Source organism: Methylophilus methylotrophus DSM 46235 = ATCC 53528, from assembly GCF_000378225.1.
Classification (GTDB): domain Bacteria; phylum Pseudomonadota; class Gammaproteobacteria; order Burkholderiales; family Methylophilaceae; genus Methylophilus; species Methylophilus methylotrophus.
The window spans coordinates 241,142-262,801 of sequence record NZ_KB905141.1 but is presented as its reverse complement, the minus strand read 5'-3'; the positions used below and the strand labels follow the sequence as shown (position 1 = coordinate 262,801).

The window sequence follows — 21,660 nt, the reverse complement described above, 5'->3', positions numbered from 1 at the left end:
GATTCATTTCTTGTACGTAACGGCTAGCCATGTTCTATTGCACAGACTATTCCGGTTTTTTCTGCAGTGCTTCCACCTGCGATTTATCCTGTTCACTCACAGAAATCTGTTCGTTATCCTTGAGCAAGTCCTCTTCGGTTTCTTTGTTCATGACGATGAGGCTGATACGCCGATTAATCGGGTTAAACGGATTTTCCTTATCCATCATAATGGCTGAACCCAGGCCCACTACCCTCATGAGTTTGGTTTCATCCATGCCGCCCGCAATCAGTTCGCGTCGTGAGGCATTGGCGCGGTCCGCAGATAATTCCCAGTTGCTGTAGCCTTGGTCGCCACGCGCATAAGCCGTAGCATCGGTGTGGCCAGACAGGCTGATTTTGTTATCTACCCCATTCAGGGTTTTGCCAATTTCACGCAAAATTGTTTTGGCGTAGGGCTGTAATTCAGCTTTGGCGTTTTCAAACATGGGCCGGTTCTGCTCATCAATGATCTGTACGCGCAAGCCTTCACTGGTGATATCCAGCTTGAGTTGGGACTTGAACTGTTGCAGCGTCGGGTTATCTTCAATCGCCTGCTCAATTTTGGCCTTGAGTGCTTCCAGTTTGACTTTTTCGGCTTGCTTTAATGCTTCTTTAACGTCCTCAAGCTTCACTGTCTTGAGTTTACCCGGATCGCCTTCTACCGGTTTCACCTGGCCTTGTTTCTTGGTGACATCCTTACCGCCGGTATTTTTCAATGCCGAGTCACTCTGGCCCAGTGACGGTCCCATGAGTACCATATGCAAAGGCGTTTGAAAGTACTCAGCAATGCCCTCTTTTTGCGCTTTGGAAGTTGAGCCTAGCAGCCACATTAGCAAGAAAAACGCCATCATCGCTGTCACAAAGTCAGCGTAGGCAATTTTCCATGCACCACCGTGATGGCCGCCGCCGTTCTTTTTGATCTTTTTAACGATAATCGGGGCAATACGTTCTTCAGCCATGACGCTCTCCTGGCGGTCTTGATGTGATTACTTGGATTTGGTCTGTTTGACGTGCTCTTCAAGCTCGGTAAAGCCAGGGCGCTCGGTTGAGTACAATACTTTGCGGCCGAATTCCACTGCAATCGGTGGCGCATAACCATTGAGGCTGGCCAGTAATACGACTTTAACGGTCTGGAAACTCTTGCTGGACTCTTCCAGCTTCTGTTCCAGCAAACCGGACAAGGGACCAATAAAACCATATGCCAGTAAAATACCGAGGAAAGTCCCTACCAGCGCATGGGCAATCAGGATCCCTAGCTCAGCGGGTGGCAACGCCACGTTTTCCATGGTGTGGACCACACCCATCACGGCAGCCACGATACCAAACGCTGGCAAACCGTCACCCAGTTTGGCAATACAATGCGCGGGCACATGGCCTTCCATATGGTGCGTTTCCAGTTCGTTATCCATCAGGTTCTCGACCTGAAAGGCATCCATATTGCCAGACACCATCAAACGCAGGTAGTCGCAGATAAACTCGATCAAGTGGTGATCGTGCTGAATGGTTGGATATTTACTGAACAAGGCACTGGATTCAGGATCCTCAATGTCTTTTTCAATCGACATCAGCCCATCCTTGCGGATTTTGGTCAGGATTTCAAACAGCAAGGCTAGCAAATCCATATAAAGCTGTTTGTTGTATTTGGAACCTTTGAACAAGGTTGGTATTGATTTCATGGTTGCCTTGATCGCTTTACTATCATTACCGACAATAAAGGCACCAAACGCACCACCGAAAATCATCATGACCTCCAGCGGTTGCCATAATGCGCCCAAGTGACCGCCGGCCAGCGCATAACCCCCAAAAATCATGCCACAAACGACTACGTATCCAATGATGACAAACATGCTTTACTCCGCTTTTAGCATTTAATATGGACAGCATATCAACCTGGCATGAAATTCATTTTTCCAAATAAAAGGGATTTAGCTAGCCAAATTGGTTGGCTAAGTGAACGCAGGTCGCAGGGGTGAAATTAAAATTGACAGAAAAAATATGGAAGCAAAAATACACAATATTATTAATGCGATATTGCTAGGAAAAGATGGATGGCGAAACCACTCAAAATATCGTGGCCTTTGTTGGCTGGTGCTACAAGGATATTAGCCTATTTGATAGACGTACAAGGCCGGTGCGTTGACGGCGGGATAAATGATTCGACTTGCATGAACATCAGGCACTGGGAACTCAGAACTGACAAACAAACTGCCTGGCTGCATCTCTTGTTGTACTTTTTGCCAGACGTCATTCATGACCGCAGGCGAAAGATAGGCGAAGACCACGTCGAATTTCGCAAAATCCAGTTGGCGGTAGTCACCCAACGTAAATTTGACACTGGTACCTGAGAAAATAGCCCTTACAGCACTGATGGCCCATGGTAATGGTGCAATCTCTATGCCTGAGACATCATCGTGAATACGCTGTTTGGCGAGAAACATGGCAATATCGCCGATGCCACTACCAATATCCAGCACTTTCAGTGAGTGATCATCCGCATGTTGTTCCAAGATACGGTGCATGGCACGCCAGGTGGACGGAAAAGAGGGGTAAAAGGGAACGCGGGTGTTATACACTGACCAGTAAAGCGCCAGGGTCATGATAAACCCGGCAAAATACACACCAGCAGGCAATGCGACCTGCTGCATGAACACGACGGCCAACGGGAAAATGACATTGATCCAGCGCCACCACACCGGCATGCCGGCTAATTTTGCCAGCAGGCTGACCATGCATATATGCGACAACAGCCAGAACCAGAGGGAATCCAGCGGAATCCCCAGGCTATGCAACTCAAACGCAAATACGCTGTTGATGACGCTGCCCGCGAGGCTCGTCAACAACAGCATACTCACACACTGGATAAGCAAGGCCTGCGCCCATAATCTTTTTGGCAAGAGACGCTGCATCCATGCTTGGGATGGTAACGCCTCTGCCGAGAGTTTTACTGAGTGCATGCTAATCCTTCATTTCGCAGGAATCATCACTTGCTCACTACTTAAGCAGTCATGGAAACCAGTTTGTAGCTGAGCTCTTTGGCTTTTTTGGTTTTGCCGGCACGTGAAGGAACGTGGCACAGGTTACATACATAGTTCTGGTTCAGGTCGTAGCTGTTGACGATGTATTGACCGCCACAGCAATGACAGACTTTGGTTGTCAGCATTTTGCTTTCAATAAAGCGTACCAGGGTCCAGGCTCGGGTCAGTGATAATACTGGTTCGTCTTGTTGGGCTGGATCAGGATTTTGCACTTGCTGCATATACAGGGTATAGGCTTTAATGATGGCCTGGATACCGTCTACGCCAGCGTACTCCACCATAAAGCGGTAAATGTTATAGAAAATTGAAGAGTGGATATTAGGCTGCCAGGTCAAAAACCAGTCAGTAGAGAATGGCAACATGCCTTTAGGTGGAGAAACGCCTTTCATCTCTTTGTACAGCTTGATCAAACGCTCACGTGACAAAGTGGTTTGTGATTCCAGCAGTTGCAGGCGTGCGCCCAGTTCAATCATTTGCATGGCCAGTTGAATTTGTTCAGCCTCGTTGACTACACTCTTCTTTTGCATGATAACCCTCTTTTCTATTTCTAATCGTCAGATGGAAACGGGAAAACCGTTATATAGTAGATTCTGCAGCCTGGGCAGACATCAATACTGCTGTGTGCAAGTGCGCTTGGGCTGGGTCTTTGGCATAGCTGGTCAACATGCCCAGGATTTCGCTATCATCAAAACGGAAGCGAGTCAGCAACATATTGGTGTTACAGAGTTTGAGGAGTTGCAAGTTAGTCAGGTTTTCCAACAAGTCTGCAATTTCCTTATTGATACCAAGACGGAAGATGGCAGTGGCTTTGTCAGCGCGGATCAGTTGTTGTGCCAACATCAGGTAGTTCAGGTTGGCATCCTTGATTTCAGCGAGTAAATCGTTTTGCATGTTCATGATCTTTTCTCCGTTTTTTAGCGTTGATTTAAGTACGCCTGAGCGTTAGGCGTACTTTGCGCGCAATCATGAACTGCAACAAGCAGGCTTTGTCGGTTTCTTTTGTAAGACAGACGAAAACGGCCACGTAGGTGTTTGTCTTACAAACGCTTACGTGGCTACTCTCATAACTATAAATATCAATAAGTTATGATTTATATTTAAAGTTAAAATGCAATAAAAGTATGACTATCTTCCCAGTATCTTGTCCTTTCCAATTCAAAAAATAATTAAAGTTTTCCGGTGGTATTCCGTAAACAACTGTTTTTTGTTTGCTTTAGTTTGTCTTTTCTCTTTCATCAATCCATTTTGCCCTATCCCGGTTATCGACAGCACGAACTAAAACTTTAGGGTCAGACTATAAAAAAATCTCAAAAATTTCATAAATCATTGTTTTAAAAGTAAAAATAATTTTTAACTTTGCACTCATTAACATTTAAAGCAATGTAACTGATAGAAAGCGGTCAATAAGTCCTTTTATTCCGATTATAAAAATACGCTTTTCTGTCCAATAATCACTCTCAAGAAATGCAACCTGTGTTGTATCCGTGAAACGAAAGAGTTTAGGACATGGCAGCTGAAGACAGCGATATGGAAAAAACCGAAGACGCGTCCCCCAAGCGATTGGAGAAGGCACGCGAAGACGGCGATGTTCCCCGGTCGCGCGAATTGGCTGCGTGTGCTGTGCTGTTTACCAGTGGCATGGCGATCATGATGTTGAGCCGCCCCATGGGGGATGCCATGAAGAATGTATTGCGGCAAGGCCTGAGCATAGACCGGGCTATGGCATTTGAACCGCAGCTGTTGATCGTACATATGGTGAAAGTGATTGAGCAGGCGATGTGGGCTTTTCTACCACTGGCAGTGATTATTGTTTCTGTGGCAGTGGCTGCCCCTATTCTGGTCGGCGGCTGGGTAATGTCACAGAAGTCTGTGGTGCCTAACTTTGGCAAGCTGAACCCGATGAAGGGACTGGCTAACCTGTTCTCCAAGAACTCACTGGTTGAATTAGTGAAATCGATTGCCAAAACAGTGCTGGTCGCCTCGGTGGGCTACGCGATCGTCAAGAAAGATTTGCAACCGATGTTGGGGTTGTCGCAAATGCCGTTGGAAGCCAGTATCAGCACCGTGAGTGATTATATGGTCACCGGATTCCTGACCATTGCTTCTGCATTAGTGCTCATTGCAGTGATTGATGTGCCCTACCAGCTTTATCAATATGCGCAGAAACACAAAATGACCAAACAGGAGTTGAAGGACGAAGCGAAAGAGTCTGAAGGTAGTCCAGAGATTAAAGGCCGTATTCGCCAGCAACAACGCGAGATGGCCCGCAGAAGAATGATGAGTAACGTACCCCAGGCGGATGTGGTGATTACCAACCCAACCCACTACGCGGTCGCGATACGTTATAAAGAAGGTGAAAACGGCGCCCCTATCGTGGTGGCCAAAGGGGCGGATGTGATTGCCCAAAAAATCAAGGAAATTGCTGCTGAACATCAAGTCATGACCTTGGAATCCCCAAAACTGGCACGTGCCTTGTACGCCCATGCCGAATTGGAGCGTGAGATTCCACAGACTTTGTATTCAGCAGTGGCTGAAATTCTGGCTTATGTATTTCAACTGCGTGTATTCAATCAGCATGGTGGTGTGCGTCCGGTCATGCCGGCTAATGTACCAGTACCGGATGCATTGGATCCACATGCACTAAATGCCGCGCCTGCAACTGCGGCTGAGATTGAGTAATTGAAGGTTTAGGAGTTTAAGATGAATAACTGGCAACAATGGATGGGGAAAATGGACGGACGAGCAATCGCTGCACCACTCATTATTGTATTGCTGCTGGCCATGATGATCCTGCCGTTACCGGCCATCATGCTCGATGTGTTCTTCACCTTTAATATTGCGCTGTCTATCCTGGTCCTGATGATAGGCCTGCAAACCACCAAGCCACTGGACTTTATCGCCTTCCCTACCGTGTTGCTGATGACCACCATGCTGCGCCTGGCATTGAACGTAGCCTCTACCCGTGTAGTGTTAACTGAAGGCCATGCCGGCCCTGATGCTGCAGGTAAAGTGATTGAAGCTTTCGGCCACTTTCTGATTGGCGGTAACTATGCGGTGGGTATTGTGGTATTCGTAATTTTGACCATTATCAACTTCACCGTCATCACCAAGGGTGCGGGCCGTATTGCTGAAGTGGGCGCACGTTTTACCTTGGACGCGATGCCAGGTAAACAAATGGCGATTGACGCTGACCTGAATGCTGGCCTGATTGGCGAAGATGAAGCCCGCCGCCGCCGTAAAGAAGTGGGCCAGGAATCCGAATTCTACGGCGCCATGGACGGTGCCAGTAAATACGTACGTGGTGATGCCATTGCCGGTATCCTGATCATTATTATCAATATCGTTGGCGGGTTGATTGTGGGCATGGTGCAGCATGACCTGAGTTTTGGTGATTCAGTTAAAAACTATACCTTGCTGGCAATTGGCGACGGCCTGGTGGCCCAGATTCCATCCCTGGTGATTTCTATCGCTGCCGGTGTGGTGGTCTCCCGTGTTGCCAACAATGAAGATATCGGCGGCCAGTTGATTACACAGTTGTTTGAGAATCCACGCGTCTTGACCATCACTGCGGGCATCATCGGCGGTATCGGCCTGATTCCAGGCATGCCTCACCTGGCGTTCCTTGCCTTAGGTGGCTTACTCGGTGGCATGGCCTATTCTGTCAAGCAAAAACAGGAAAAAGCCAAACAAGAGGCTATTCTGGAGCCGAAAGCAGAAGACAAGCTGGCCCCAGCCAGTGAAGCCGAAGAAGCGACCTGGAACGATGTGCTGCCTGTAGATACGATTGGACTCGAAGTTGGTTATCGTCTTATTCCACTGGTTGACAAAGGCCAGGGGGGCGAGCTGCTCAAGCGTATTAAAGGTATCCGCAAGAAATTCGCACAGGAAATCGGCTTTTTGGCGCCGACAGTGCATATCCGCGACAACCTGACACTCAAGCCGAATGCATACCGCATCACGATGAAGGGCGTGGAAATGGCCACGGGCGAATCCAACTTCAGCCAGATGCTGGCGATTGATCCAGGCGCCGTGACCGGCGAGCTCGACGGTGCCAAAACCACAGACCCGGCTTTTGGCCTGCCAGCAGTATGGATTGAGCCTGACCGCAAAGAATATGCGCAAAGCCTGGGCTATACGGTGGTAGATGCTGGCACTGTGATTGCCACCCACCTGAACCATATCATTTCACTGAATGCCGGTGAACTGCTGGGGCGCCAGGAAGTGCAACAACTGTTAGATCATTTAGGCAAGGATTCCAGCAAACTGATTGAGGAAATCGTCCCCAAAATGATCACCCTCTCCAGCTTGCAGAAAGTATTGCAAAACCTGCTCAACGAGGGGGTGCATATTCGCGATATGCGCTCGATTCTGGAAACGATTGCAGACCATGCACAATATACGCAGGATGCCAACGACCTGACCGCCATGGTGCGTATCAAGCTCGGCCGCGCCATTGTGCAAGACCTGTTCCCATACAGCAATGAAATTACCGCCATGACGTTGGATGGACAGCTTGAGAAAATGTTGCTGCAAGCCCTGCAAAACAATCAGTCCAGCCAAAGTGTGATTGAACCTGGCATTGCCGAGAGACTGTCACAACAGACAGAAGTGGCAGCCAGACAACAAGAGCAAATGGGCCTGACGCCGGTATTACTGGTGGCTGCCCCGCTACGCCAGGCTTTATCCAGATTTTTAAGAAGAACCGTCCCGCATCTCAGAGTGTTGTCACATGACGAGCTGCCAGACAACAAATCCATTCGTGTCACCAGTTTAATCGGAGCGCAATAATTATGAATATCAGAAGATTTTTTGGCAAAAATGCACGTGAAGCCCTGGCGCAAGTCAAGCAAGCATTAGGTGATGATGCCATTATTGTCGCGAACCGCAGTGTAAACGGTGGTACCGAAATCATGGCGATGCTGGAAACCGATATTGCGACTACCTCTGGCCAGTCCGCAGTAGCAACATCGATGGATAACAGTCGTAGTCTGCTCGACTTTGTGACTGCCAAGGATCAGCCTCGCCAGGCAGCGCCTCAAGCAACCGCTGCGCCTGCCATGCCCGCGAATGCCCAAGCCGCTGAAGAAGCAGCAGTACAAGAATCAGCCATTATGGATATGCTGAAACAGCACAATGAACAGCAGGAACAGGCTTACCAGGTAGCCACACAAACACTGGAAGAAAAAATGATGGGCATGATGCAGGAAATGCGCCAAATGCGCAGCCATTTTGAAACCCAGATGAGTGCCATGACCTGGCAACACCATTTGCAACACAGCCCGGCCAAATCCAAGGTGCTGAGCACCCTGCTCTCTGCCAGTTTCAGTGCTGCACTGTCGCGCCAGATTGCCGAAAAAATGCCTAACCATATTGATGTGAACAAGGCTCCAATGTGGGCGAAAGAAGTGATCACCCGCAACCTGCATACGCTGGACGATGAAGACGCACTGCTGGACCGTGGCGGCATTTACGCCCTGGTGGGCCCAACCGGTGTGGGTAAAACAACCACCACCGCCAAACTGGCCGCCCGTTATGTGATGAAACATGGTACGCAAAACCTGGGGCTGATCACGACAGACAGCTACCGGATTGGTGGTTACGAGCAACTGCGTATCTACGGCAAGATCCTGGGTGTCATGGTACATGCCGTCAAAGACGAAGAGGACCTGAAAATTGCCCTGAATGAATTGAAAAACAAGCACATGATCCTGGTAGACACTGTGGGCGTCAGTCAGCGTGATCAGGCAGTGACTGAGCAGCTCTCGATGTTGAGCCGCGCCGACTCGCCGATCCAGAAACTGTTGTGTCTGAATGCAACCTCCACAGGCGACACCTTGACTGATGTGATGCGTAGCTACAAAAAACATGACATTGCTGGCTGTATCGTCACCAAACTGGATGAAGCCGCTGCCATCGGCAATGTGTTGGACGTGCTGATTCGCGAACGGAAGCGCCTGTTCTATACCACCAGCGGCCAGCGCGTGCCTGAGGATATCGAAGTGGCAGACAAACAGGCACTGGTAGAACGCGTGCTGACACCACATCAGGCCAGCCTGCCTTATCAATACCTGGATGAAGAGTTACCCCTGGTGATATCCAGCATGATGCAAACGGCCGCACAGGAGCACTAGCATGTTTAATTACCGTGACCAAGCAGATGGTTTGCGCCGGATCATGGCCAAGTCCTCAGCCCGTATCATTAGTGTGATTGGTGCCAATGGTCAGCCTGCGACTTCATGGATCCGCAACCTGGCCATGAGCATGCTGATGCCAGAACAGCGTTTGCTGTTGATTCATGCCCATCGCCAGCCTGCAACGCCCTACTCTTTACAGGCCATTGCAGCCAATAACAGCGCTATCAAACGTGGAATTATTAAACATCCGCAAGGATATGATCTGAGCTGTTTGGCTGAAAATGACCTGTTAACCTCGCCTTTATCACAAGATTTAAAAACACAACTAGACGGTATAGTGAGACAACTTGCATATGACTACGATACCGTCATGATTGAGACACAGCTGGATACACAAGCGTATGACCTGACATTGCCAGTCAGCGCCGAGCATGAACTGGTGATTCAAATGGACAGAAGCGATACCGCCATCAAAGCGGCTTATGTGACCATTAAACATATCAGCCAGCAGCATGGTGACGTCCCGTTGAGCGTCGTCGTCACTGGTGCGAGTCATGATCAAGGCCAACAATACTTTATGCGTTTGAATCAGGTTTGCAAACAGTTCCTGGGCGTGACGCTTGAGTTTCTTGGTGCGATACCGACCGATGAAACCAGACCAGCGTCAACAATGTCAGGCCACAGGGCTGACAATGCCTTACCTAATACTCACAAACCAGGCCAGACAGCATTGGCTTTTAAATCAGTGGCACATCGTCTCGAAAAGCAACGTAACACCATGCCTTCAATGGCAGTTGCCTGACGTAGAAGAGGAAAAACATGTATACCGCTAAAGGCACAACTCACAATACCGACCAGATGCTCAAACAGCATAGCGGCCTGGTCAAAAAAATGGCTTACCAGCTAAAAGCCAAACTGCCCTCCTGTGTTGAGCTAGATGATTTGGTTCAAGCTGGCATGATAGGCCTGATGGATGCCATCCAGCGTTACGAAGATACGCATGGTGCACAGTTTGAAACCTATGCTTCACAGCGTGTGCGCGGTGCCATGCTCGATGAATTGCGCGGTGCAGACTGGTTGCCACGCGGCATCCGTAAAAGCATGCGTGATATCGAAGTGGCCGTACAGCAACTGGAACAAAAGCTGGGGCGGCCACCGACTGAATCAGAAATTGCCAAGCACATGAACTTCAGCCTCGAAGACTACTATGATGTGCTGAGCGATTGCCAGGGTCACCAGCTGATTTATTATGAAGATTTTCAGGATGACGACGGCGGCGAACATTTTCTGGACCGTTACGTCGATGACGATAGCAGTGATCCGGTGAAAGCCTTGCTGGAAAGCGATTTCCGCGAAGCCTTGATTGACTCGATTGAACATTTGCCAGAGCGCGAAAAAATGTTGATGGGCTTGTATTACGAACAGGAACTGAACCTGAAGGAAATCGGCGCAATCATGAATGTGTCCGAATCCCGCGTATGCCAGCTGCATAGCCAGGCGGTCGCACGCTTGCGTGCCTCCATGCGCGACAGGGCCTGGACCGGAGTTGCCTGATGGATTGGGGTAGCCTGGCCGGCCTCCTGATTGCCCTTTCCGGTTTGGTACTGGGCCAGGTGATTGATGGTGGCCACCTTAACTCATTGATGCAGCCGGCAGCGTTTGCGGTGGTGATGTTGGGCACCGCAGGTGCCGTATTACTGCAAACCGAGCTCAAGTTATTTATCAAAGGCCTGCGCATGCTACGCCTGGTCTTTGTGCATCCCCAGGATGACCGGAAAAAGCTCGCTATCAAAATCAACCAATGGAGCCAGCAAGCCCGAAAGGAGAGCGTGCTGTCACTGGAAAATTATATCAAGCGAGAGCAAGATCCATTTGTACGCAAGGGATTACAGCTCCTGGTCGATGGCACCCCTGCTGACCGTATCCGTGAAGTCTGCGCCATTGATATGTATTATTATGAGATGCAAGAGCGTGAAGCCGCCAAGATCTGGTCTGCGGCCGGTGGTTATGCCCCTACTGTCGGCATCCTCGGCGCGGTACTGGGACTGATCCATGTCATGGAAAACCTTTCTGATCCGGCAAAAATCGGGAGCGGCATTGCCGTTGCATTCGTAGCCACCATTTATGGGGTTGCCTTGGCAAACCTCGTTTTCCTGCCCATTTCAAACAAACTCAAAGGCCATATTCAGCATGAAATGTCGCGCCGCGAAATGTTGCTGAACGCTTGGGTTTCCATCGCCCGTGGCGACAACCCAAAACTGGTCAGTGAGCGTCTTGAATCATACCTGCATCTGCGGGGATCCTAATGTACAGACGCAAACAATGGGACGATGAGGAAGAAAGCCACGAACGCTGGCTGATCTCCTATGCCGATTTTATTACCCTGCTGTTTGCTTTTTTTGTGGTGATGTATGCCACCTCTACCATCAACCTGAATAAATACCGTGCGCTTTCTGACGCGGTGGTGACGGCTTTTCAAGGCAAGCCGGGCCAGGTCACCACACTCGATGCGCAAACACAAACCAGCTTGCAGAATCAGAGCTCTGTGCTTAAACCGCTGCCTTTAAGTTATTTGTACCAGGAAAAAAAACAGCGTGACCAGGAAAAGGTTCATGCGATTGGTCAGCAACTAGCAAACACGCTCACCCCTTGGATTGAGCAGAAGTTGATTGCGGTGTATCAGTCCGATCTTGGAATAGAGGTGGATATACAAAGCAGTCTGCTGTTTAATAGTCTCCAGGCCACCTATACACCCCAGGCGCTGGCGGTATTGAATGCTGCCAGTAGCCAATTAAAAAACGAGTATCGCACCATACAGGTAGAAGGTCACTGCGACAGGCATTTGTTTAATGGTCAGGTAGATGCAGAAACCAAGCGTTGGGAACTGAGCGCAGCGCAAGCTGCACATGTGACCGCTAGCCTTGCGGGGCAAGGCATTGCCAGCAAATGGCTATCCGCAACTGGCATGGCAGAAACCAAGCCGGTTTCAAGCAGTGACAACGAGTTTGCCCAGGCGCTGAACAGCCGCATTACCCTACGGATTTTAACGGCAGAAAGTAGCACACAGCAGAGCAGCAATATCGCGAACAGGCAAGAGATACAGCCAGCGATACTGACCTCCCCGACCTTGCCTGAAACTGAGCCACCAATTTTGCCAGCGCAAGCTACGCCTTAAGTCAGTCTCTCTCCCAGCCATTCGTTAAAGGCTTCTATCGGCATCGGTTTGCCAAATAAAAAGCCTTGATAACGACGACAACCGTTATTCGATAACAACTCCAACTGTGCTTGCGTCTCAACACCTTCGGCAATCACATTGAGGTACATGCTTTGTGCCATCGCAATAATTGTACGCACAATGGTGCGGTCGTGACTGTCAGTGACGAGGTCATGCACAAACGAACGGTCGATTTTAAGCTGGTACAGCGGTAGCTTCTTCAAATATTGTAGCGAAGAATATCCCGTCCCAAAATCGTCTAATGAAAATTGTATGCCCAGCTGACTAAGTTCTTCCATAATCAACACGGCATCGTCTACGTTCTCCAGCAACAGGCTTTCTGTTAACTCCAGACGTAATGCATTCGGATTAATCTGGTGGCGCTGGATACAGGCTTTGACCATGTCTACGAAGTCGGCCTGACGGAACTGGCGGGCACTGATATTCACCGATAAGCTCAGTTCCCGGGTATTTAGAGATTGCTGCCAATATGCAATCTGCGCACAAGCCTGGTCAATTACCCAGTGACCCATTTCCACAATGAGGCCACTGTTTTCGGCAACCGAAATAAAGGCCGATGGGGAAATCACACCGCGTTGGGGATGGTGCCACCTGAGCAATACTTCTGCCCCAAATGGCCGCCCAGTATGGTCTACCTGGACTTGGTAATACAGGCGTAGTTGTTGCTGGGCAATCGCTTCACGCAAGTCAGCCTCAAGCATGACCTGGGTTGCAATTTCGGTTTGCATGCCAGGCTCATACAGACAGGCTTGATTGCGCCCGGCTTGCTTGGCTTTATGCATGGCAATATCGGCCGCTTTCACATAGTCTGTCTCGCCAGGACCAGTTTCATTAAAACTACATAAACCCATACTCGCCGTGATCGACAGTTTCTGTGCCCCTATCTTGAACAGGCGCTGAAACACTTTTTGCAACTGGCGCTGCATGTGCCACATTTGCTCAGCAACTTCGTCAGCATCTGATGCAAGACCAGATAACAGCACGACGAACTCGTCTCCGCCCATGCAGGCGATGAAGTGGGGTTCAGCTGCCTTCTGCAAGCGCTCTGCAACTTGATGCAATAGCTGGTTTCCTGTGGTGTGACCATGCGCTTCATTCACCCATTTAAAGTGATCGAGGTCGATATAAATCATTCCCCATTGGCCATGGGTTGCCTCTTTGCGTAATTGATGCAGGTGTTCATACACCTTTCTACGATTGGGTAAACCTGTGACAGGTTCATAGTAAGCCAGGCTCTGGATAGACTCTTGAGATAAATGGCGGTCAACGACAATACTCACGAGTTTTGCCGCCTGCTCTATCATGGACAGCTCAAACGCGGTTGGTGTTTGGGGTTGCCGATAATACATGGCAAACGCGCCTAGCACCTCTCCTTCAGCGCTTAAAATAGGTTCAGACCAGCCCGCCTGTATGCCAGACGCCGTGGCTGCTTCACGGTGATTGAGCCAGTACGGGTGCGTCATTACATTTTCTACAACGACGCGCTGTTTTGTCGCAATCGATGTCGCAAGGGAACCATTCCCCTTATCTAGTTGCAGCTGGCGCAATGTTTGCAACATCGGGTGCGGCAACGAAGATGCAATCACTGTTTGCACCAGCTTGCCCAGGTTTCTCGTTAGCACAATCGCGCAATACACTTCTGTGTGTATGCTCTCAATATCATGCACGATTCTCTCTAAAATCCTGAGCGCATCCTGCTCTTTTAAAATCAGTTCCAGCAGAGAAAATTTAATGCGTTCATAAGCAATCGCACGTAATCTTTCCTGCTGGAAATCAGTCGCAGACTGAGTGTCATGTGTTGTTTCGCGGATCAATAGCAAGCAGCGCGACTCGCCTGTCGCTGATTTAAAATAATGCGCAGAGCATTCCAGCCAGCGGTTCTCATGATCATGACATGCCACGTGCAACGTACGATGCCTGATGTCTGGTGCGGGCGGGGATAAAATCGCCCTGACCGGGTCATGTGCCACCAAAGGCAAACATGTCCAAAGGTCACATTCCAATGCAGGTGAATGACTAGCGAGTACTGAGAGGTAATGGCCATGGTCGTCAGTGACTACTGCGATATAAAAACCGAAAGAATCAACTTGTGAGCGCCATTTTTCAAATGAATGGTTCAAGCCATGACCTGCCAAAACGACTTCATTTGGCACGAGATTTACTGTAGACATCGCATACTTTCACAACCGCAGTGCAAAATCCAACTGCCGACACATAGGCACCCTCTGCCTGTCGGTTGTTCAGATGCTACACCCCCGAGGAATTTTAGTTATAAGCCCATCTTGAGAAGAGCTCTTGTATATTTACAATAATGTGTCCAAAAAGCCGTGTGCTGTCAAGAAAAATGACTATCCACTCATTCATATTTTCTATACATTATGTGCATAATCCAGAAAGTGCTATTCGCCAACTAGGGGATCAAAACACTACTCCAGAATAGTGACCTCAGCTTTGTTTAACTAGATGCTTTATTTATACCAGGTCGCCATCTTGCAAACATCAACATGGCGAAAACAATGCTATATATCACTGGTTCGGTGACATCCTTTTTCACCAACCACCAATAATGCAGCAGTGCCAGCACACCGATCAGATATACCAGCATGTGGAGGCTTTTCCAGCGTTGTCTAAGCATCCTGATGGCTTTCTCATTGGACGTCGCGGCCAATGGCAAAGTTAACAGGAATGCAGACGCACCGACCAGCACATAAGGATGCTTGAAGATGTCTTTGGCAATGTCTGGCCAGTCAAACTGGTAATCGAGCCACACATAGCTGGTCAGATGCAGACAGGCGTAGGCAAACATCCACAAGCCCAGCAAACGGCGTACTGCAATCAGCCAAGGCTGTCCGGTGAGATGCCGCAAGGGAGTGATGATCAGCGAAAGTAATAAAAACACCAATGCCCATGTGCCCGTAGAGCGCTCGATAAACTCGATGGGATTGGCACCAAGATTTTCTGTCACCCCCAGAATGACCAACCGCAAAATAGGTAAGCTGGCACCAAACCAAATCATGGCTTTAAGCAGGCGTATCAAGACTGTTGGTTTTTTTAAGGACAGCCTGTGAAGTGTTAACATGAAAGGACCTCTAAAAATACTTTTTCAAGTCCATGCCCGCATATAACTGGCCCACTTCATCATAGCCATTGAACATCCTGGTTTTGATGCGACCCGCAAACAACCCGGCACCGATGCGCTTTTCAGAGGACTGTGTCCAGCGCGGATGATCCACCGACGGATTGACATTGGCATAAAAACCATACTCGCGTGGGCTGGCCTTCATCCAGGTGGTATTGGGCATGTGTTCAACAAAACGAATCGTACTGATGGCCTTGGCGCCCTTAAAGCCGTATTTCCAGGGCACCACAAGACGTACCGGCGCACCGTTCTGATTGGGCAGGACTTTGCCATACAAACCCACCGCGAGGATGGTCAATGGCTGCATGGCTTCGTCCATGCGCAACCCCTCAATATAGGGCCAATCCAGCACAGGAATACGGGCACCGGGCATATGCCGTGGGTCGTTATAGGAAACAAATTCGATATATTTGGCATTGCCCGTCGGCTGCGCCCAGTCAATCAAGGCTTTAAGCGGCAACCCCAGCCATGGAATGACCATAGACCAGGCCTCCACACAGCGCATGCGGTAAATGCGCTCTTCCAACGGCGCAAGCTTCATGAGCTGTTCAAGGCTGATCGTTTTGGCCTGCTTGACAGCACCTTCGATCTTGATTGCCCAAGGGCTGGGTTTAAACAAGGTGGACTCACGTGCCGGGTCTTCCTTGCCTGTGCCAAATTCATAATAATTGTTGTAGCCGGTCACATCCTCAAAGCTGGTCAGCTTCTCTTCCTTGCCATAAGCGGTTTTTTGGAAATCCAGGGTTTGGGCAGCTTGCAGGTGAGTGGGAAATAACACACTCATCGCAGCCACACCTGCTACTTTCAGCAATTGACGACGCTGTTCAAACATTTCTTGTGGCGTGATTTCCGAGGGTAAAATTCCGCTGGGATTACGGCGATTGTTATCCAGTAGCATAAAGGTTCCTGTGTATCATTGATGATGCATGTTTGTCGCATATGACACGGAAACCTTACAGCAGATTCCCCAAGGGCGTCACTGCGTTTAACGCCAAATGAAAAAAGGGCTCATCGTGAGCCCAATAAGTTATGATATTCAAGCCAGGATCTGTTAACACTATTTCAACTGTCGATGTTGACTCTGTGATCCGTACTATCAATGTTTTGATGGCAGTTTGAAGGTTAAAATCCGGTCGCCCTGTTTAAAACCAAAGAGTGAGTTACCTCCGCTCACCACCGCAATATACTGCTCACCGTTGACTTGGTAGGTAATCGGCGGCGCATTCACACCGTATTCAGATTGATATTGCCATACCCGTTGCCCGGTCTGGCTGTCATAGGCAGAAAACTTGCCATCCCCTTCTCCGCAAAACAAGAGACCGCCTGCAGTCGCCAGTACACCACCGACCAATGGCTGGCTGGTTTTTTGTTGCCAGGCAATCTGACCAGAACGCAGGTCAATCGCGCTTAACACCCCCCAGCGTTCATCGTTAGTGGGTTCGCTGGCGGCATAACGTATCGGTTTTTCGCCTGCCTTTACTTCAGTTTCGTGCACGGTATATTTGATCGGGCTGTGCATGGCGGCCACATAAACGGTTTGCTGGCGCTCATTCAAGCTAACCGGTGACCAGTTGGCACCGCCAAGAATCCCCGGATATATAACGGTTCCCTCCGCACTCGGCTTTTTGAACAAATTATGCTGTGGGACAAAAGCGGCCGATTTAGCCAGAAACCGACCTGTGGCTCTATCATGAATATAGAACCAGCCTGTTTTACTTGCCTGGCCAACGGCTGGGACGCTTTTGCCTTGGCCATGATAATGAAACAGTACTGGCGGACTGGCTAGATCATAGCCCCATAAGTCATGTGGCACTTGCTGGTAGTGCCATTTGTATTGACCTGTCTCCGTGTCCAGGGCAACTAATGACACGGTATAAAGATTGTCCCCAGGCCTGGAGACATCATTCATTTGCGGCGAAGGGTTGCCAGTCCCAAAATACAGTGTATGGGTGACAGTATCAATCGCCGGGGTACTCCAGGCAGAACCGCCGCCAAAACGGGCCGCATCCGGGTATTCATTCAAGGCAGCCTTTTCTGATGAAATATCTCGGTCGAATTGGCTGCCATCGGCTGTTTGCGTTGTAAACTGTCCTTCCCAACCTTGTTGCGGAATGGTATCGAACTGCCAAATCTGATGACCATCGTTGATATCAAACGCCGCCAGGAACCCGGGGCGGCCGTAACGGCCAGTAACACCAATTACGGCACCAAGAGGAGCGTCACTGCGCGGATTATCAATATGCAGGCCATAGCCGACACCGGTGATGCCGATGATCACCTTATTCCGATAAACCACAGGCGCCATGGCAATGCCTACGCCTGTGCCGCCCGTCACTTTGCGGGTTTTGTTTGGATCGCTGCCGTTCAATGCATCCTGGTGCTCAGTGTTGACCTGACTTCCGGCAACATCAATATCCCATAGCTTTTTACCGCTTGCAGCATCCAAAGCGATCAGTCTGGCATCGACAGTCCCTATAAAGACCTTACCTGCTGCGACGGCAACACCCCTATTAGCTGGCCCGCAACACATGTTCCACTCAGCCTTGCGTGTATGCGTGTATTTCCATAATTGCTTGCCAGTAGCGGCATCTAATGCCAACACATGGTTAAAAGGCAAGCTGACATACATGATGCCATTCACCACAATAGGTGTGGCTTGAAAGGTAGCTTTTATCCCGGTTTCCACCGACCATGCCGCTTGTAATTGCGCCACGTTGTGTTGATTGATTTGTGTCAGGCTGGAAAAACGTTGTGACTCCAGATTCAAACCATAACTTGGCCAGTCAATATTGCTATCACTATTGGCAACAGGTTTAGCTGTATGCGTGCAAGCGAATAGCAGACAGGAGATGCCCGCAACTACACCAGATAACAGGAGGTTTTTCAGGACTGTTTTCATATCATGCATCCCATAGACTATACAGGTTAGTATACACGTTATGATGATCCTGTTGAAACGCTCACCGACCTCTTTTGAAAATTTTTTTTAATTGGTGAAACTAATCTGGTCGTAGACAGCCATAGACAAGAATTGTTAACTTGTACAACAATCATAATCATGACAATTACATCGACAAAAACATCAATTGCATTACAACTAGCTGAAAAAGGATTACTCTCTGATGCAGTGATCCGCATGGGAATACGCAGACTTTGCCAATCCAGGTTACGCGAAATTGCCGAACAGGATTGCGAACGAACACAAGCTAACCTGGTTGCATTTATAGAGCAGATGCAGCTTGCCGAGATTGCACCATTACCTGAAAAAGCGAATGCCCAACACTACGAAATCCCGGCAGCCTTTTATCAATACTGCCTGGGTATCAACCGCAAATACAGCAGTTGCTTCTGGTTGCCTGACACACAAACGCTGGATGAAGCAGAGGAGCTGGCACTGGCACAAACCTGTGCACATGCACGCTTGGGTGGCCCCCTGAAAATTCTTGAACTAGGGTGTGGGTGGGGTTCACTGACCCTGTGGATGGCCAGCCATTATCCGGATGCCCAGATTACCGCCGTGTCAAATTCGGCCTCGCAACGCGAATATATCCTGCAACAAGCAAAAACCCGGGGGTTGTCCAATATTCATATCATCACCGCTGATATGAATGTCTTTGACATTGATCAGACGTTTGACCGGATTGTTTCAGTAGAGATGTTTGAACATATGCGCAATTACGCTCTGTTATATGCCAAGGTGGCGCGCTGGCTCAAGCCAGGTGGCCTCTTTTTCAAGCATATTTTTGTACACAGGAGCGCCGCCTACACTTTTGATGTCAAAGCAGAGGATGACTGGATGAGCCAATATTTTTTCAGTGGCGGCATGATGCCCAGTGATCAATTGCCTCTTTACTTTCAGGACGATCTCAAAATCATTGATAGCTGGCGCTGGAACGGCACCCACTATCAAAAAACAGCCAATGCCTGGCTGGCAAACATGGATAGTCACCATGCCGAACTGACCCCGGTTTTACAGTCAATTTACGGGCAAGCGGATGCAGAGCGCTGGCGTCAGCGCTGGCGTATATTTTTCATGGCATGTGCCGAGTTGTTTGGTTACAACCAGGGACAAACCTGGTGGGTCAGCCATTATCTGTTTTCAAAGAGATAAGTGGAAAGACTGAATATGCCCTCCTCCAAGCTGGTCATCTTTAATTTTGTTTCTTTTCAATTGTTGTGGTGGGCATGCGTGCTCTCTGCCGGGACTGGCAAAGAAGACACCCTGCTTTGCCTGATTGGTTTATTAACTTTGTTGCATTTACACTGGGTGGAAGGCTGGGAGCAATCCCTCCCTTTGATACTCACTGCACTCACCGGCTGCATATTCGACCAAGTGGTATACAGCATGGGCTGGGTCAGCTTTGATAATCAGTCCGAGGCGATCAGTTATATCCCCAGCTGGATGATTGGGTTATGGCTGGCTTTTGCATGTACATTGAATGTCAGTATGCGCTGGTTACAGCATCAATTAACGCTTGCCGCCTTACTGGGCGCCATTTTCGGCCCATTAGCCTATGTAGGTGCTGAAAAATTAGGTGCTGTTACCTTGCCCGGCCCAACATCAGAGTTGGCCTGGATTGCACTGGAATGGGGCCTGGTCTTGCCATTGCTGCTCTGGATCCGTGCCACGTTCAACGCAACCCTGCAAGTGAGGCCAGTATGATTTACAGCTATGCTTTGATTGCCATTGTTGCGTTTGCCCTGACAGGCTGGCTGTTGAGTTTTGCGACGCATAAATACAGTCACGTCGATAGCATGTGGAGTCTGTTCATGCTCATGACGGCTTGTGTAAGCGCCATATTCATGCTGGATTTATCCCTGCGCGCCTGGCTGGTGCTGGTCGCAGTGAGTCTATGGGCATTGAGGCTTAGCATTTTTCTCACCTGGCGTAACTGGGGCAAAGAAGATCATCGGTACGACACCATCCGCAAAAATAACGAACCCCACTTCTGGTTAAAAAGCCTGTACATCATCTTTGGATTTCAGGCCCTCCTGGCCTGGGCCATTTCCTATCCTCTGTATGTCTCTATCACCAGCCAGTCATCCTTGCAGTGGCTGGATGCTGCGGCAATAGTGTTATTCCTCACAGGTTTTTATTGGGAGGCCGTTGCCGACTGGCAATTAATGCAGTTTCGCCACAAAAATATGGGCGCAGATGGCGTACTGCAAACCGGACTCTGGCGATACAGCCGCCACCCCAATTATTTTGGTGAGTGCTTGATCTGGTGGGGGTTTGCCTTATTTGGGGCCGCAACTGGCAATCCCTGGGTCTGGCTTTCGCCTGTGATCATGACCTTTTTACTGCTCAAAGTCAGCGGAGTCAGCCTGATGGAGCAGACCATCCATAGCCGTCGCCCAGGCTATGCCGAGTATGCCAAACGTACCAACGCATTTATTCCAGGGATTCCAAAATGAACGCGCGTATGATCCCTGTGATCAGATACTTTGCAACCATAGTTGCCGTGCTTAATTTTATTTCTGTCGCCGAGGCTAAAGAATGGTTTTTTGAGGTTTGGCTGGATAAACAAAAGATTGGTACGCACAGTTTCACATTCAATCAAAACCAGTTACAAAGCCGGGCAAACTTTAAGGTCAAGGTGCTTTTTATTAACGCCTACCGTTACCAGCACCAGGCCAATGAAACGTGGCAAGGTACTTGTTTAAGTGAATTACGTGCCCATACCGAAGAAAATAAAGAGATCACTGATGTCGCAGGCGTACAACAAGGCAACCAATTTTTGGTTGATAAAAATGGGAAAAAGCAAACCTTACCTGCGTGCGTGATGACGTTTGCTTACTGGAATCCGGATATCTTGAAGCAACAACGCCTGCTTAATCCGCAAAATGGCGAATATCTGGATGTCAGTGTTATGGATGAAGGCAAGCAAGTCATTATGGTGAAAGGGCAACCAGTGAATGTGCACCAATACCGATTAACAGGGCGCTATCAGGGCAAGGATAAATTGAATATCACGCTGTGGTATGACGACCAGCAGGAATGGGTCGCTCTGGAATCCGTCACGCCAGAGGGCTATAAGATTATTTATAAACTTATTTAATCAATATGTTAAACAATTTTATTAAAGTGATTTGCATC

General features: G+C 49.1%; 20 protein-coding genes. 11 read left to right on the top strand and 9 right to left on the bottom strand.

What is annotated here, in order from left to right; translation table 11 throughout:
• Positions 1–46 precede the first annotated feature (46 nt).
• From motB to flhD, 5 genes are all read right to left on the bottom strand, one after another.
• Positions 47–979 (bottom strand): flagellar motor protein MotB, encoded by a 933-nt coding sequence (gene motB, locus F463_RS0101245; protein WP_018985221.1) that lies wholly within the window; start codon positions 977–979, stop codon positions 47–49.
• A gap of 27 nt (positions 980–1,006) precedes the next feature.
• The gene (motA, locus tag F463_RS0101240) at positions 1,007–1,867 is read right to left on the bottom strand and encodes a flagellar motor stator protein MotA (RefSeq protein WP_018985220.1); all 861 of its coding nucleotides are present in this window, start codon (positions 1,865–1,867) and stop codon (positions 1,007–1,009) included.
• 255 nt (positions 1,868–2,122) lie between these two features.
• On the bottom strand, positions 2,123–2,974 hold the full coding sequence (locus tag F463_RS0101235) for a class I SAM-dependent methyltransferase (RefSeq protein ID WP_018985219.1): 852 nt from the start codon (positions 2,972–2,974) through the stop codon (positions 2,123–2,125).
• A 41-nt stretch (positions 2,975–3,015) separates the two neighbouring features.
• Positions 3,016–3,582, bottom strand: a complete 567-nt coding sequence (gene flhC, locus F463_RS0101230) for a flagellar transcriptional regulator FlhC (RefSeq protein WP_018985218.1) — start codon at positions 3,580–3,582, stop codon at positions 3,016–3,018.
• 49 nt (positions 3,583–3,631) lie between these two features.
• Positions 3,632–3,952 (bottom strand): flagellar transcriptional regulator FlhD, encoded by a 321-nt coding sequence (gene flhD, locus F463_RS0101225; protein WP_018985217.1) that lies wholly within the window; start codon positions 3,950–3,952, stop codon positions 3,632–3,634.
• A gap of 609 nt (positions 3,953–4,561) precedes the next feature.
• On the opposite strand from flhD, the gene flhB reads away from it, so the two are divergent.
• The 7 genes from flhB to F463_RS0101190 are packed head-to-tail and all read left to right on the top strand — an operon-like array spanning position 4,562 to position 12,364.
• Positions 4,562–5,734: a flagellar biosynthesis protein FlhB gene (gene flhB / locus F463_RS0101220; RefSeq protein WP_018985216.1), complete on the top strand. Its 1,173-nt coding sequence runs from the start codon at positions 4,562–4,564 to the stop codon at positions 5,732–5,734.
• A gap of 21 nt (positions 5,735–5,755) precedes the next feature.
• Positions 5,756–7,843: a flagellar biosynthesis protein FlhA gene (gene flhA / locus F463_RS0101215; RefSeq protein ID WP_018985215.1), complete on the top strand. Its 2,088-nt coding sequence runs from the start codon at positions 5,756–5,758 to the stop codon at positions 7,841–7,843.
• 2 nt (positions 7,844–7,845) lie between these two features.
• Positions 7,846–9,186, top strand: coding sequence for a flagellar biosynthesis GTPase FlhF (flhF, locus tag F463_RS0101210; protein ID WP_018985214.1), 1,341 nt, complete (start codon positions 7,846–7,848; stop codon positions 9,184–9,186).
• Position 9,187: 1 nt separating this feature from the next.
• Positions 9,188–9,991 carry a MinD/ParA family ATP-binding protein gene (locus F463_RS0101205; RefSeq protein WP_018985213.1) on the top strand — a complete coding sequence of 268 codons (804 nt, stop codon included), beginning with the start codon at positions 9,188–9,190 and terminating at the stop codon, positions 9,989–9,991.
• 17 nt (positions 9,992–10,008) lie between these two features.
• Entirely contained in the window at positions 10,009–10,743 is a 735-nt protein-coding gene (locus F463_RS0101200) for an RNA polymerase sigma factor FliA (protein WP_018985212.1), read from the top strand.
• Positions 10,743–11,495, top strand: a complete 753-nt coding sequence (locus tag F463_RS0101195) for a flagellar motor protein (RefSeq protein ID WP_018985211.1) — start codon at positions 10,743–10,745, stop codon at positions 11,493–11,495. The genes F463_RS0101200 and F463_RS0101195 overlap by 1 nt, the downstream gene beginning before the upstream one ends.
• The gene (locus F463_RS0101190) at positions 11,495–12,364 is read left to right on the top strand and encodes a flagellar motor protein MotB (protein WP_018985210.1); all 870 of its coding nucleotides are present in this window, start codon (positions 11,495–11,497) and stop codon (positions 12,362–12,364) included. Before F463_RS0101195 ends, F463_RS0101190 begins: the two co-directional genes overlap by 1 nt.
• Here the strand turns inward: F463_RS0101190 and F463_RS0101185 are convergent.
• The 4 genes from F463_RS0101185 to F463_RS0101170 form a co-directional block, all read right to left on the bottom strand.
• The gene (locus F463_RS0101185; RefSeq protein ID WP_081620772.1) at positions 12,361–14,595 is read right to left on the bottom strand and encodes a putative bifunctional diguanylate cyclase/phosphodiesterase; all 2,235 of its coding nucleotides are present in this window, start codon (positions 14,593–14,595) and stop codon (positions 12,361–12,363) included. The two genes, F463_RS0101190 and F463_RS0101185, sit on opposite strands and share 4 nt — an antisense overlap.
• 284 nt (positions 14,596–14,879) lie before the next feature.
• Positions 14,880–15,503 carry a protein-methionine-sulfoxide reductase heme-binding subunit MsrQ gene (locus F463_RS0101180; RefSeq protein ID WP_018985208.1) on the bottom strand — a complete coding sequence of 208 codons (624 nt, stop codon included), beginning with the start codon at positions 15,501–15,503 and terminating at the stop codon, positions 14,880–14,882.
• A 10-nt stretch (positions 15,504–15,513) separates the two neighbouring features.
• Positions 15,514–16,461 carry a protein-methionine-sulfoxide reductase catalytic subunit MsrP gene (gene msrP / locus F463_RS0101175; RefSeq protein WP_018985207.1) on the bottom strand — a complete coding sequence of 316 codons (948 nt, stop codon included), beginning with the start codon at positions 16,459–16,461 and terminating at the stop codon, positions 15,514–15,516.
• A gap of 198 nt (positions 16,462–16,659) precedes the next feature.
• Positions 16,660–18,462, bottom strand: a complete 1,803-nt coding sequence (locus tag F463_RS0101170) for a pyrroloquinoline quinone-dependent dehydrogenase (RefSeq protein ID WP_018985206.1) — start codon at positions 18,460–18,462, stop codon at positions 16,660–16,662.
• Between the two features lie 159 nt (positions 18,463–18,621).
• On the opposite strand from F463_RS0101170, the gene F463_RS0101165 reads away from it, so the two are divergent.
• Genes F463_RS0101165 through F463_RS0101150 form a run of 4 tightly spaced genes read left to right on the top strand, consistent with a single transcriptional unit; the run spans position 18,622 to position 21,622 of the window.
• On the top strand, positions 18,622–19,674 hold the full coding sequence (locus F463_RS0101165) for an SAM-dependent methyltransferase (RefSeq protein WP_018985205.1): 1,053 nt from the start codon (positions 18,622–18,624) through the stop codon (positions 19,672–19,674).
• Positions 19,675–20,226: a DUF2878 domain-containing protein gene (locus tag F463_RS0101160; protein ID WP_026295199.1), complete on the top strand. Its 552-nt coding sequence runs from the start codon at positions 19,675–19,677 to the stop codon at positions 20,224–20,226. It begins immediately after the preceding gene.
• Positions 20,223–20,978: a DUF1295 domain-containing protein gene (locus F463_RS0101155; protein ID WP_018985203.1), complete on the top strand. Its 756-nt coding sequence runs from the start codon at positions 20,223–20,225 to the stop codon at positions 20,976–20,978. Before F463_RS0101160 ends, F463_RS0101155 begins: the two co-directional genes overlap by 4 nt.
• Entirely contained in the window at positions 20,975–21,622 is a 648-nt protein-coding gene (locus tag F463_RS0101150; protein ID WP_018985202.1) for a DUF6134 family protein, read from the top strand. The genes F463_RS0101155 and F463_RS0101150 overlap by 4 nt, the downstream gene beginning before the upstream one ends.
• Positions 21,623–21,660: the final 38 nt, after the last annotated feature.